The following is a 14,184-nucleotide window of genomic DNA, read 5'->3' as shown; positions in this document are numbered from 1 at the left end:
TCAAACTTTTTGCGATGCTGAAAATTTTTCTCATGAGGTTGTTAATCTGAGTAAAGGTGGCAGAGTTAAAGGAGCTTTCCACCTCCAAAATGTCAATGCCTATCACAGCCGATTTAAAGGCTGGCTGCACCGATTCCACGGAGTTGCTACGAAATATTTACAAAATTATCTTGGATGGCGGCGTTCACTTGAGCAGCGCCCAGGTATATTGCCAGAATCTTTGCTGAGTATCTCATTGGAGCAATTTCAACTATTAAAGGGAACATAGCCTTTTTAATTAGCAGCCGTCTATTCAATCACTTCTATTTCAACTCTCCGGTTCATCATTCGCCCCCATACCGTATCGTTGCTTTCAATGGGGTCCTGACCACCTCTGCCCTGGATTTTCATCTGATAGCTTCCAACCCCCAGCCCCAGAAGAAAGCTTTTTACGATATTAGCCCTGAATTCGGATAATTTTATATTATACGTGCCATTTTCCATCGCATCCGTATACCCGGTGATGAGAATTTTTGAATCCGGATGAGCAACCAGGGACTTTGAAATTGTTTCAAGCTTTTTGAGGTCTTTTTCAATAATAGCATCGCCGTTATGCTTAAACCGGACTGTGATTTTATCCTTTGGAAATGGGGGTGGGGAGGTATTTAATTCAGGTGATGGATCGGTTTCCGGGGTTTCAATAGCAAACATGAGCTCTTCCGGATTTTCAGCCTGGTCCTGGACTATGGTCCTTGACGTGGGCGGAGCATGGTTGTCCGGGCGCTCGGGATTTCGGACAATGGGCTGATTTTTTGGCGGGCGCGTTTGATCTGTTTGTTGTCCTTTTATGATTTCCTGTTTTGGGATAACTGGCTGTTTTACCATGGAAAGTATGGAAAAAAAATGGTCAGGGAACATAACACACCAGGCAAAAATTAAAAAGAAGATTAAAATTACCAGCTTGTCCCATGAAAATAGTTGTTTTTGTGGTTGTTGAACTGGGAGAACCGGCTGCTGCCTATATGGTTGTTGGGCAAAAGTCTGGGCACGCAGGTCATCCAGGGGATTTTTTTTATTGTCATGGCGGGTGGTGGGCTCAAATGATCCATTGATGTTACGGTTGCTGATATGGGCAGGAATTTTCAGTTCTTTTGCGCATTCCCTTACAATGCTTGCATCAATAATCCGCTGTTCCCTGACAAATCCGGACAGCAGGGCATGATCGCATAAGATATTGATGCGCCTTGGAAATCCGCCTGAATAGAAAAAAATTTCCTGAACTGCATCCCAGTCAAACAGCCGCTCCTGTGTGCCCGCAATCTTGAGCCGGTGGCGGATGTATTTATCCACCTCTTCCGGGGTCAAAGGATCCAGGTTGTAGTTGAGGGTCATTCGCTGGAGGACCGCTCGGTTCTGGGGCCTGTTCAAAATTTCATTGAATTCGTTTTGTCCGATAAAAAAAATATTGATCAGTTTTGCATCCGGTTTTTCAATATTTGACAGCAGGCGGATCTCTTCAAGCATTTCCTGGGTGAGCAGTTGGGCTTCGTCAATAATAAGCAGCACCTTTTTATTTTTCTCATTGGCGCTGAGTAGGAAATTTTTAAAATGGGCAAGAAACGCACCCTTGGATGTAAATTCCCTGTCCATTCCGAAGGATGCGGCAATATAATTAAAAAAATCAAGTTTGATCAAGCTCGGATCCGGCACAGATGTGTAGATGATATCTTGTTCAAGGTTCTGGATTAATGCGTTGATCAGGGATGTTTTGCCTGTTCCCACATCCCCGGTTAAAAGCAGAAATCCCTTGTTGTCCAGAATGCCGTATTGCAGTGTTGCAAGAGCTTCCTGATGCTTTTCCCCGAACCACATGAATGCGGGATCGCAACTGATTTTAAAAGGGGATGACTTAAGATTGTAGAATTCATTGTACATTTATAAATTATGGAGATATTCCATATCCCTGGTTTGGGTCTGTTTTGTTCCGATCACCACCACCTGGGTTTTATTGGGATGATTCATGAAATAGAGCCTGCCGTTATATGCAAACAATACTTCAAAGCAGGTGGTTTTATGCTTCTTGCCTGAAAATACCTTTCGTTTTACAATCACCGATCCCGGGTCTTGATCCAGCTGGTGAATTGTTTCTTCCGCCTTGATCTGTTGGTCTTCGGTCAGGGTCATAAATCCGTCCAAGGCTTTTCTGCTCATTTCAATATGCTTGTATAGGGTTTTAAAACGTTTGGATATAAAATCAAAATCCCCCCTCTTGGATTTTCCCGCGCTTTTCTTCCGTTCATACTTATCAAGGTTTGATTTGAGTTCATCTATCTCAACGTCCCGCCGCTCCTTTAATTCAATATATGTATTGAGTTGGTCTTCAAGGGCGATGATTTCATTAAACATTTCATCTTCATTTGTCTTTGCTTTTTTTTGTTCCGATTGGTATTTTTTATCTAATTGTTTTATATTTTTAAACAACTCCGCCCGTTCCCGCTTCAGGTCTTCCTCCAGCTTCTCATGGCGCATCTCATTTTTTTTTAAATCCTGGATCAAAGCGTTTTTAGTGTCTCTTTCCTGTTTAGCCCGTTTGCTGCCCTGTCTATAAAACACAAAAAAGATCAAAAGAGAAATACCGGAGTAGAGAGCAAATATACAGTTCGCAAGAAATGAACCATGATCAAGATGCAGTACAGCATGAACCTTGAGTCCGGAATTAAGAATTGAAAAGTTTTTATCTGCAACCGCCTGGGCATCGTAATAGCCCGGTGAATCCTCCTGAAATCCATCTGTTCCCAGGTAGATGGGATAAATAATTTTCCCCCGGCCCTCTGTCACCTGTACTTCCAGGTCAAGTTTAGCCATCCGGATCAGGGCGTCCCCATTTAAAATGGCCTGGATATTTTTTGCTATCTGGTCTTCAATGTGGACCGATCCGTTTAAAAGATCACTGGAATTTCCGATAAACTCGTTTTCTAACTTTAAAAGATATCTTTTTTCCAGGTAATCATGGCAGCCGGCAAGGGTAATCATATACAAAACCGGGATGATAACCAGGCAGAATACAACAACTTTAAATGGAAAATGTTTCATAATGTCAAAAGGAACTGCCCCGCTGCATCAAACAGAGGTCAATGGTCGGCCGAAGGAATGGTTATATCGTAGTAACCTTCTTGTTTTTCAGCCTTGTTGTACTCTATGCCGGCACCTAAGCGGTTTTTTATCAGGAAAAAATCAGGCCCCAGGTCTGATGGGTTTGAAACCGATTCAGAGTCCCGGTAAATTATGCACAGATGATCCTGAACAAGTGATGCATTTATATGTATGACCGGATTTGAATTGCCGGATATGGAACTTAGGATCAGTTTTTCAAATAAAGAAAAAAGCGGATCATAATCACATATAAATGGATTTTCGTCAGACTTGTCAAAGGATAAATGCAGCCTTACATCTTCAAACCGGTTTTCAAGCTGCTTGAATAGACGTTCAATATCGAGTATGCCGGGCTGGAACGTTTCCCGGTTTTCACCATAAAGGGCCTCAATCATATCAGATTCAAAGGCCTGAAGCTTGGCACTTAATTCATCCGACACAACCATGACATCCGTATTCTCTTTATCCAGAGAGCCCACGGTTAAGACACCTTGTTGCTCCTTTATCCAGATTCCTTTTCTGAATATCTCGGTTTCTTGTTTAGCGCCCATATTTTTCCCGTCCATTTGTTGATGAAGTTATGTGAGGATTTAAATTTGGAAACTACAGACTAAAGAGTACCTTCAAAGGCGGAAAATCGCAAGATATTTTGGCTGTTTTATTCCCGTATCTGTTTGGAAAAATGAAAAATTGCATTTTGAGCCCGGCAATGGATCAGTAGCTGTTTAAAGCAACAGTGTCTGGCCAGCATGGCATCTGAATCGGGAATGATTGAGAAAAAGGCTTGACTGCCTATGATGATAAGTTTTTTCCCAGCCCGGGTCATGGCCACATTGAGGCGGTTGGGGCTATTTAAAAAATCGCTGACCAGATGATCCGGGTCCGAGGCAGTGAGACCGAAGATGATGACGTCCCGCTCGGCACCTTGGATTCGTTCCACTGTGTCAACAAGGGGAAGGCGGGTAGGGGAATGATGGCTTGTCATGATTTTCCCCAGCCGCTGGAGGATGGCGTTGTTCTGGGCCCGGTGGGGGGTGATGATGGCCATTTGGTCCGGGGAAAGACCGTGCCCCAGGATCAGGCGGCCGGCCAGGGCGGCAATGAGATCAGCCTCCACATCCGATTGCTGGGCACATCCCTGGTGATCCGTTAAGATCAGCGAAACAGGCTGTTCCGGATTCAGAATGTCGCCGAGTACCGGGTCGTCCCCTGTTGGATTGTATGTTTCGTCCGGCTCATCCAGGCAAAGCCGTGCATTTTCCACTGAAGGGTCCGGGCAAAGCTGGTTGTGGTACCAGGTTTTGGATGGGAATAGGCAGATTTCCTTGTTCATCCGGTAGGTGGTGTCCAGGGTGACCTGGCAATCTTCAGGATACAGGTTCCGGATATTGGCGAGAATGGAATTGTTCAGGCGCAGTTGGTTGCCATTTTCATCAGGGGCATGGAGATCATAATTTCCCATGACAATGGGGGGAAGCTGGTGGACATCGCCCAGGAAGAGAAAATTCCCCCGGCCGTAAATGAGACTGAGCAGGGCCTGGGGCACCGGGATCTGGGATGCTTCGTCAAAAATTATCCAGTCCAGGGCCAGGGGAAAGCCTTTGTCCTTGCTGTGGAACAGAGAATAAAATCCGTATCCGGTAGCGCCTAAAATCAGCCAAGACCGGGTGGGCAGATCCCGGGCCTCTTTTGTATATTCCACTGTCATGGCAGCATCGCCGGGATTGAATGTTTTCGATTCCGGCGTGTTGTCCTCTCCCCATTTCACGCATTGGCCCGGAAAATCACCCGGTAGATACTGGTTGACCAGTTGGACCACTTTTTTCAATACCGTGTCAATGGCCTGGTGGGTGAGGGCGCTGATGCCTATGCGCAGAGGCTTTCCGGCTTCATGGGCTTTAAGAATCAGGGCGATGATGATCCATCCCAGCAGATGGGTTTTCCCCGTGCCGGGCGGGCCCTGGATCATAGCGGTGCGGTATTGGAATGGAAGCCTTAAGGCTTGCTGCTGAGAGGGGTTGAGACCGTGGTTGGCTTGAGCGAGCCATTTTTCCACCCAGGCCTCTGATGCCGGTGTCTGCCTTTCCATGTCTGCCCCGGCAAGAAGCTGTCGAAGGTGGAAATATCTGTCTTCTGAAAATAGGGTCTGGGAAGCGTGGATCAGTTTTTCTCGGTTCCAGTCGTCCATATCTTCTTCAAGGGAGTAGAATAAATTTTTATTGAGATTTATTTTGCCGGACCGGGAAAGCAGCCCAATGTCACCGGCGTCTATATCATATTCCACAATGATCACTGGGAATCCATTCTGGAGGTCGGCCATGCCATGGGGCACCAGCTTGAGGAAATCCCCCTGGCGGAATTTGGCCGGCTGGGTCTGGTCTGTGGGCCGGAAAATATTGATAAAGCGCCCGAAGCTGTCCAGTCTGGTCTGGTGGAATTTCAGGTATCCCAGGGACCTGAACCGCAGCATCCGCTCTTCCAGGGGCTGTTCCTGAAGCATCATGATATCTGCCTCTTTCAGGCGTTGTTCCTCCTGGATAAATGTTGTATAGGGCCGGGCCTTGTTGTCTCCAGGATTGTCTGACGGCCATTCCTTGATCCATTGGCTGTCTAATTGGAACATGGCGACCTGGTACAGCTCTACCATGAGTTCAAGGCATTTTTTTACTTCGGCTGCAGCCTGATCTATATCGCTGATGAATCCGCTGTTGTGGTGGAACAGAGTCGGTGGCGGTGGCGGGGCAGGGGCGGTCCGGCATTTGAAGATGCGGCCCAGGGTGTACAAGGATGCTGTGCCCGGCGCGGGCATATAAAAATGGGCGGTCAGGACCTTTTGTATATCCGTCCAGGAGGAGGGCTGGGTTTGGCCGAGGAATTCCCAGGACGGGTTTTGTGTCTCCCCGATCCATTGATTCAGGACAATGGGTGTCTGGGAGCCAAAATGGAAGAGATGGGGCCCCTGGCCGGCATGGATGCTTTCTACCCACAACCGCGGCAATTCCTTTAAAAATGCTTGCCGAACTGCCTGTCGCTCCGTTTCGGTTTCCATAGTCCATACATTTGATTCAACCGTTGTCCGGCCATCCGTATCCAGGACTTGCCACCCTAGGACCCGGGGCAGCCCATCCAGGGGACCTTTTTCCAGGTGGATAAAGATTCGTCTGGACAGGTTGACCGGAAACAGGTGGGTCTTTTTTTTGTGGCAGCGGATACATTTGGCTAAAAAGGCATCACACCATCCCAATAATTTTTTCTGTTGTCCTGGAGAAAGCTGATTGGTCTCTTTTTCAAGGGCCCCGGGGAGTTTTTCAAGGGTAGTGCAGCCCATCTGCTGTAGGGCAGCCAGCTCGCCTTTGGTCAATTTTGGCAGGAACCGAATATCTTCATGGGCCAGGGCATGGTGGTAGCAGCCGTGGAATCCGGAACAGGCCGTACACAGACTTTGAAGCCTGTAACCCGCATGGGTAGGTAGACCGGAAAGCACACGGCCAAGGTGGTGCAGGAGGGTAGGCAAGGCGGCCATGTAAGGAATTAAATCAAATTCATGGATCTGATACTGTGCTGTTTCCCGGATGCCGCCTAATGGCGGTGGAGTGATGATGAACCCTTTGCGGGAGACCCGGGCAGGCAGCTTGCAGCGGTCAATAATTTGTTCCAGTGCCAGGGCATAGAAGGCCACCTGCCATTTATGGTGGTATCCGGGGTTTTGGCTGCGTTTGATATCTCCGGCTTCAATGATTGTCTGTCCACCTTTGCCCGGGGATAGTTTCAGAAGATCGGGGATGCCGGTACCTGTGATGTGGGGAAATTGATGGATGGGCGATTCAGTCTTGAGATAGCTCTGGGACAGCCAGATTGGCCGGGTTTTTTCCGGATTACGGTTGAGTTGCGAGATTGTTTCTTCCAGCAGCTTAACGGAAGGAGCCCACCGGGGTTCACCGGCTGCTGCTTGTTCCGGGACCGCCAGGCGGTTCCCTTGTTGTTCAAGGGCGGCCAGCACCGCCTGTTCATGTTGGATGCCCTGTTCCCGGGCAAGGGCCATGACATCGTCCTGCGTTGTTACAGGATGAGCCAAGCCAAGGTATGACAGACAGAACCTGCGGTCACACTGGCCGTGGAAAATATAATCACTGATCATGGTAGCGGTTAGAGCGCGGGCGTCGGTGCAGCCTGGATCAATGCAGGGTGCCTGCCATATGGGGGATAAAAAAGGCGAATCTTCCGGCGTTTTTGTCGTCTGTTTTTCTTGGAACAAAAGCGCTGCGCCGGCTTCCATTTCAGAGTCCGGAGATTCATCGGCAGCCATGGGCAAGGGGCCGGAAAGGTCGGCCAGATCCCCGGAAACAATATCCGAACCCAATTCAAGATACCGTACAAAGGTATCTGCCACACGTTGATCAAAGAGGAAATCCGCCACCTCTTCCACCATCTGTTTTTTTGGCAAGGTCCGCCAGAAAATACTCAAAGGAATCAGGCTGCGCAGCACCCTGAAATGGGCGGATACCCAGGTATGGAATGCCTTTTTTGTAACAGGCAGATTCAGTTTTTGAAAATCAATCCAGCAAGCGCATTCCACCCCGGTCTCGCTGGTGGCTACCTCCAGGTCGTCATCCTGGAAATGCTCCCGGACGGCCCATTCCAGCACCAGGTTGCCGGCAGATCCCAGAAAGGTGCGAAAATGAAACCTTGCCCGGGTCCCCGGAACCACTTCAATGCCATTGGCCAGCTTCACCCGGTTTTCAGAATATGACAGTTCCCGGCGGAATAAATTTTTGGTCCGGGCCAGGAGACCACTGTCCCGGGGCAGTGTGCCGGTGCCCAGTATCCGCCCCATGGCCTGGGCCGTTTCCCAGGAGACATGTGCACCTAAGCCCACCCAGACCAGGTCCTTATCATCCTTTTCCATGGCCGGCCGGGCCGTGACCTTGCCAGGATCTCCTTCTTCAATTTTCAGGATTTTAAGGCGCCGGCCCGACAGATAGACCCGGTCCCCTACCTCCATCTGGTCCACAATGGATTGGGGAATGTCGGCAATGGATTCCATATCCACTTCAAGGATGTATTCCTTTTCGCTTTCCGGAAAGTTTCCCCAGATTTTGTATTCCATAAAATGATTCCGGTACTGCCATCCGCCCCGGATCAGGCCGGGGCGCCGGGTTCGTCTGAGCCAGCCCTTTTTTTCAAGGGTCTTGAAAATATCCGGCAGCAGGCCTTCGCGGTTCGGAAACAGGGCTTTCAGGGCATTAAGGGAAATTTCCTTTTTTTCATAGAGGCAGGAAATGACCTGCTGGCTCAACACGCTGGGTAAGGCTTTGGGGGGCGGGGCCTCGATTTTTCCCTGGCGGCCCAGTTCCAGCAGGGCAAGAAATCGGATCACCTGGTTGCCGGCCGATTCCCCGGTGGTGATGCCCCAGAAATTAATGGATTGCCCCCGGCGGTTGGCCCGGCCGATACGCTGGAGAAAGGCCGACACCGAGCCCGGGGGCTGGTAAAGAATCACCGCATCCACATCCCCCACATCAATGCCTAGCTCCAGGGTGGAGGTGGCAATGCACAGGGCATGGGGATTTTTTCGGAACCGGTTTTCCGCTTTTTTCCGTTCCTTTGCCTTAAGATTGGAGTAATGCAGCTCTGTGACATTTTTAAACACCCCGTTGCGCCGGATAATGCCTGACAGCCGGTCACAGGCCGACCGGCTGTTGCAGAAAATAAGCATTTTTCGGTACCCCCATTCCCGGTACAGATCATTGAGCAGGGCGGGCAGTTCGGTGTCCTCTTTTTTCAAATGAAGAATCCGGGCCTGAATCTGCCGGTCCGCATCGTTTGAGATGGCGGTGGCATTGGACCTGAAATTGAAAAATTTCATGACCTCGGGTATACCGGCAATGGTGGCGGACATGGCTATTTTTTGTATGGATCTGCCGGTCCTACGTTCCAGCCGGGTGAACAGATAGACCAGGTGTCTGCCCCGGTACTGGTGGACCAGGGGATGGACTTCGTCGATGATCACGGTGCCCACCCGGGCCAGAAAAGCCTTGAGGTTGGTGTTGCCGCTGCCCAGCATTACATCCAGGGATTCCGGGGTGGTGAACATGATGTCCGGCCGCTGGGTACCGCCTTTTTTGATATCCCCGGTGCGGATGGCCAGGATCAGGTTCAGCCGTTCGGTGATGATGGGCTCAAACCGGCGCATGAGGTCCTTGGCCAGGGCCCGGGTGGGAATGATGTATAGGACGCCGTGGGCCCGGTTCGAGGTGATGACCCGTTCCAGGGCCGGGGCCAGTACAGCCTCGCTTTTGCCCGATCCGGTGGCGGCCTGGACAACGAGGTCCCGGCCTTTAAGGATTGGAGAGATGGCTTCAAGCTGAACCGGCCGCAGACCGGCAAAGGCCCCGTAAAAGGGACGGAAGGTGTTGGGGAGCCTTAAAAGAGGGTCGGGCAGGGGGGCTGATGGCAGATCAAGGTCCTGGAGCATAGGGCTCAGCAGGAGTCTTTCTGCTGTTTCAGGTCCAACTGGTTGACCAGAAGCCTTAATTTCGTCCTGGATTCCGCCCCTTTGTTTTGGGATAGGACCAGCTTCATTTCCTGGGCCAGTTCAGCGGTATCCGGCTCCCATCCGTAGGCCCTGCCGTGGAGGATTTTGAGCTTGCCCGTAAGTGTCTCCCATTCACCGGGTGACAGGTTCTGGAGAGGATGGATATTAATTTTTTCCCAGGCGTTGTGATAATTGCGGGCAAAGCAGGGAATGTCTTCGGTCGGCTGGTCTGTTTTTCGCCGTCCGCCGGGCCTGCGGGTCCGGTCCCAGGGCTCGCTTTCAACCAGGGTGAAGAAATCATGGGTAAAGGCAAATACCGGGTAAAATCCCTGTGTCTGTTTTTCCGGGCACAAGATTTCATGGAGGAGCTCATAGCTTTTGCTGCGGCTGGTGATGCGGGTTTGGCCGATGGATTCGGCTTCGTCAAAAAGGAGAACCCATCCCCCGTATCCCATCTGCCTGAATAACCGGGCCAGCCCCTTTACCATGGCCAGATATTCCTTGGGTTCCCGGCAGACCAGGGAGCGCTCCTTGTAAAACGGCACCTCCCGGTAATGGAAGACTGCGCCAAGCTTGTGGGCCGGGATCTCTTTGCCCATGAGGGCGTTTTTCAGGGTCCATGCAAAGGATCTGGGCTGAAACCGGGCGTGTTTTTTTAGGTCTCGTTTGTTGGCCGGAATCTCCATGTTCTTGTGGGCCATGGCTGCCAGAATGGCCCGGAATCGGTGGGGTATGCCGCCGGGGATGAGATCATTGATGGATTTATCCCTGTTTTCCGGCCGGGCCAGCCATTGGGCGGCGGCGTCCTTCCACACTTGTGATAGGCCGGTTTCCCCGTTTGGAAAGACCATGGCGCCCATCAGGGCCCGGTAGACCGCTTTGAAGTCGTGGAAGGGGATCTGCCGCGGGTCCAGATTAATATAGCTGACCACAAAATTATTTTCCAGGGCTCGCTGCTTCAAATAAGTGAGGCTGTGGGATTTGCCCTGGCCGTATGCGCCGCAGACACAAAGGTGGTGAGATGTTCCCTTGTCCAGGGCTGCAGCCCCCTGGTCGAAGAGTTGCTTGAGCTTTTTTTCCCCCGAGGTGAGCCATTGGACCCCTAAAGGATCGAACAGTCCTTCCCTAAGGCGCTCCACCGCCCTGCGGAGGTAAAAATTTTTGGTGCCGTTGAGCTGATTGTTAAATGCCTTGTCATCCATAGTGTCAATTCCGATTTACGCGGACCGATTTAATTGTCCCAACTGGGCGCCATCTGTTTCATCTTTTCCTCTTCCATCTCTTTCCGGGTCTCCACCATCTGCCGGGCCATGTCCATCTCCTCCGGGGACTGGCCTTGTTCGGCCAGGTCCAGGACGCCGATGAGCTGCTTGATGAAAAGCCGCACCTCGCTGATGACACCCATTTTTTTCTGGCCGGCGCAGATATCCTCTATGACCTTGTCCGTGACCAATTCTTGCGGGGACCAGCGGTAGGCAATGCCGTGCAGAGACAGCAGACACCGGCCCAAATCCACCAGTTCTTCGGTTTGAAGCGGCGTCTGATGGATATCCACAAGGACGCCCCGGTAGTTGAGGCGTTTGGCGTCGCCCATTGATGCCCCGATGGACCGCACCCGGCTCCACAGGGCATCGTAGGATTTAAATCCTTTTTCCGATACCAGCACGTCAGGGATGATGGAAAAGAAGATGTGAAGGTGTTGAGCGGTCTCGCTGTTGTCGATGAAGAGGCGGACATTTTCGTAGGCGGCCTTGCGCACCGAGGCGCTCATGGCCACTACTGTCTCCATTTCATCCATGAGCAGGATCAGACCCTGGTGACCCAACCGCCGCAAAAACAGAATCAGTGAATTCATCAACTGCCGGGCATTGGCCTTGGTCAGATATTCGTAAACTTGGAAGGGCTTGAGTTCCCGTTTGGTGACCTTGCCGCCGTCAAACCAGTGCATGAGGATTTCCCGGTCTGCCTTGCGGCTCTCCTCATCCTCCCCTTCTTCCATGGGAGAAAAACGGTTGCTCACTAGGGCGGCCAGAGCATTGGCAAAGTTGATATCCATGTCCGGGATATCCCTGAGTTCTTCGGCCAGGGCCGTACATTTTTCTGTTGCGGCCTCGGCCTTGGCTCCTTCAAATTCCGGGGACAGGGCGTCCAGCCAGGCGGTCAGCAGATTTCGGATGCCCATGCCGTCAAAATTGCCTTGGAGCTGCCGGACAATGGACTGGTACACGGTTTCAAATTTGTGGATGGGCACATCCCGGGTCAGGACCACAAAGGAGACGGCAAATCCTTTTTCCATGGCCAGGTGCCGGACCACGGACATGAAATGGGTTTTTCCGTCTCCGTAATCCCCGCTGATGAACCGCACCTTGGCCCCGCCCTGGGCAATGTAGTTCTCAAGATCGTCTTCGATATAGGAGAGCCATTTTTGCCGCCCCACGGTAAATACCGGCACATATTCCACAGGCACGCTGCCCTTGCGCAGCTCTTCAATGATGGATCTGGCCTGGAAGGGTTCGAGTTCTTTGAGGGCATCCAATGATATCATGACCAAAAGATCCTTTAAGATTTATGGAAAGAGATGGCAGTGATCTGGCGCAGTTCCCCTTGGGTGTCCAGGAGCCACAAGGCCTTGTTCCGCCCCGGGGTGAGCTGAAGTTCGTACCCTTGGGACGTTCCGCCGATGCCCGCCTCATAGTACCGCCACAGGTCCACGGAAAATTGGTCCAGGCTGTAGCCTTTAAATTTCCCTTTGTCCATGTCCTGAAAAAAGGTTTTGGACTGCAGGGAGATCACATAGGCCAGGTAAAATTGCTGCATGGGGACAGGCCGACCGGCAGGCAGATCTTCTTTTTCAAGAAGTTCCAGGTATACCTCGCACAGGTCATCAATGAATGCCTGGGGATCATAGGGCCTATCGTACAATTGCTTTTTGAACCGGACCACCATGGTCATGATCCGTCGGGGATCAATGGATTTGAGCACCTTTTTATTGATCTTCGTGGAGCGGCTGGCAAAATCGATTTCCCCGGAGATGCCCTTTAAAACCGTGAACCTGGGAAAATCCATCTCCAGTTCAAGACCGGCCTCTTCGCATTGCCGGGTCAGGTCCTCAATGAGGTCCATGCGGTACTGCTCCACCTTTTCATCGGCATAGGCCCCCAGGGTTTCAAATACCGGGGCGCAGCTTTCAAGGGCCTTGTCCTCGCATATGTCCCTGGCCAGTTTGCTTTTAAGCAGTTCATCCAGTTGGAGAAAGTCATCCCTTCCCGCGCACCGGATGCATTGTTTGATCAACTCGGCTTTTTTTTGTCTCTGGTTCAGATCCCGCTGAAAGGGTTGGACGATCTGTTTTAAATTCTCTTGAACATTCTCAAGAAATTCATTGGGTTCCGGCATTTGATTCCTCGTTTGTTTTTAAATTTCAATTGGCCTATTTTCTACACTGGCGCTGAAAAAATTTCAATGGTTAAGGAATAATCTCCAGTAATTCTAAATTGATTCATATTTAGATTGCTGTTGAATCCTGTTACGCATTGATTTATAACCGGCTATAATTTAAGAAGTAACTATTGAAAATTATGGATAATCAGCAATGACGACGGCATGTGTAAGAAAAATTTTGCCCAATGTTAAGGATTTTAAGACGTTCTGGAAGAAACAAGGGCCTTTCCGGTACGCACTGACAAGCAAAGAATACCCGCCTGTACTGCTGGAACCTGAAGAGTGGATATTCGGACAGGATAAACAGGCGCTTCTTAAGGAACTGATGCAGTTTTCCCGTATGAAGATGTCCTTTGTACCGGCTCCGTTCAACCCGGGCAATAAAAGTATCCTACGTCCTGATGATATCTGCGCCTGGAAGATTGTTTATTTTCCGGAAGCCTGGAATGCCATGATATGCGACGGATTTCTGCCCGAAGGCCAGCTCACCCGGGCTGTGGTGGATGAGTGCGTGAGGCTGGGCCTTACCGAGGATAAATCAGGTATTGAACAGGCTTTTTTCAGTCTGCTGGAGAGGCAGTTGGATTATATGGGTTATGTGTGGTTAACGCCCCGGGGGAATGCAAAAACCGCATTTATTCATAAATACCTGGAGGAGTGGCAACAGGATGAGGAAGAGGCCGGGCTATTGTAGTGCCTGACCAAACACCGCAAATTTTGCCGATTACCGCTCTTTAACTACGCAGTATCCACTTGTTTCCCCACCCAGTCCAAAAATGCGTTATTGCCACCGGATACAGCCAACTCAACAATACAGGGACAATCATAGCTATGTATGCCCTTCACCGTCTCCTCCAGTTCAGGCAAACGATCTGCCCGAGTTTTTGCAATCATCACCACCTCACGTTCATCCTGAATGTCCCCTTCCCATTCATAAATTGAGCGCATACCGTCAATGATGTTTACACAGGCGGCCAACCGCCGTTGAACCAATACTTTGGCTATTCGTGACGCTTCATCCATATTTCCGGCTGTCATGTAAATCATTTTGATCGCCATGCGTTCCTCCATTCTTT

General features: G+C 50.5%; 9 protein-coding genes and 1 pseudogene. 2 read left to right on the top strand and 8 right to left on the bottom strand.

Going from position 1 to position 14,184, the window contains the following annotated elements:
- Positions 1-268 (top strand): annotated as a pseudogene (locus B147_RS31515) (IS1595 family transposase); the annotation flags it as partial.
- Positions 269-288: 20 nt separating this feature from the next.
- Here B147_RS31515 and B147_RS0117170 read toward each other — a convergent pair.
- The 7 genes from B147_RS0117170 to B147_RS0117140 all read right to left on the bottom strand — a co-directional run bounded on the left by B147_RS0117170 (position 289) and on the right by B147_RS0117140 (position 13,063).
- The gene (locus B147_RS0117170; protein WP_020588437.1) at positions 289-1,914 is read right to left on the bottom strand and encodes an AAA family ATPase; all 1,626 of its coding nucleotides are present in this window, start codon (positions 1,912-1,914) and stop codon (positions 289-291) included.
- Entirely contained in the window at positions 1,915-3,072 is a 1,158-nt protein-coding gene (locus B147_RS0117165; protein ID WP_020588436.1) for a coiled-coil domain-containing protein, read from the bottom strand.
- A 38-nt stretch (positions 3,073-3,110) separates the two neighbouring features.
- The gene (locus B147_RS0117160) at positions 3,111-3,683 is read right to left on the bottom strand and encodes a hypothetical protein (RefSeq protein ID WP_020588435.1); all 573 of its coding nucleotides are present in this window, start codon (positions 3,681-3,683) and stop codon (positions 3,111-3,113) included.
- 107 nt (positions 3,684-3,790) lie between these two features.
- Entirely contained in the window at positions 3,791-9,607 is a 5,817-nt protein-coding gene (locus tag B147_RS0117155) for a DEAD/DEAH box helicase (protein ID WP_020588434.1), read from the bottom strand.
- Between the two features lie 5 nt (positions 9,608-9,612).
- On the bottom strand, positions 9,613-10,869 hold the full coding sequence (locus B147_RS0117150) for a BREX system ATP-binding domain-containing protein (RefSeq protein WP_020588433.1): 1,257 nt from the start codon (positions 10,867-10,869) through the stop codon (positions 9,613-9,615).
- A gap of 29 nt (positions 10,870-10,898) precedes the next feature.
- Positions 10,899-12,212, bottom strand: coding sequence for a BREX system ATP-binding domain-containing protein (locus B147_RS0117145; RefSeq protein WP_020588432.1), 1,314 nt, complete (start codon positions 12,210-12,212; stop codon positions 10,899-10,901).
- A 14-nt stretch (positions 12,213-12,226) separates the two neighbouring features.
- Positions 12,227-13,063: a hypothetical protein gene (locus tag B147_RS0117140; protein ID WP_020588431.1), complete on the bottom strand. Its 837-nt coding sequence runs from the start codon at positions 13,061-13,063 to the stop codon at positions 12,227-12,229.
- A 196-nt stretch (positions 13,064-13,259) separates the two neighbouring features.
- Between B147_RS0117140 and B147_RS0117135 the strand changes: the two genes are divergently transcribed.
- Positions 13,260-13,802 carry a hypothetical protein gene (locus tag B147_RS0117135; RefSeq protein WP_020588430.1) on the top strand — a complete coding sequence of 181 codons (543 nt, stop codon included), beginning with the start codon at positions 13,260-13,262 and terminating at the stop codon, positions 13,800-13,802.
- Between the two features lie 44 nt (positions 13,803-13,846).
- On the opposite strand, the gene cutA is transcribed toward B147_RS0117135, so the two are convergent.
- A complete protein-coding gene (gene cutA / locus B147_RS0117130; protein ID WP_020588429.1) occupies positions 13,847-14,167 on the bottom strand; it encodes a divalent-cation tolerance protein CutA in 321 nt (106 codons plus the stop codon).
- Positions 14,168-14,184 lie beyond the last annotated feature (17 nt).

It is taken from the genome of Desulfobacter curvatus DSM 3379, from assembly GCF_000373985.1.
Taxonomy (GTDB): Bacteria; Desulfobacterota; Desulfobacteria; order Desulfobacterales; family Desulfobacteraceae; genus Desulfobacter; species Desulfobacter curvatus.
The sequence above is the reverse complement of the archived record's forward strand: the minus strand, read 5'-3'. Positions and strand labels throughout refer to the sequence as shown.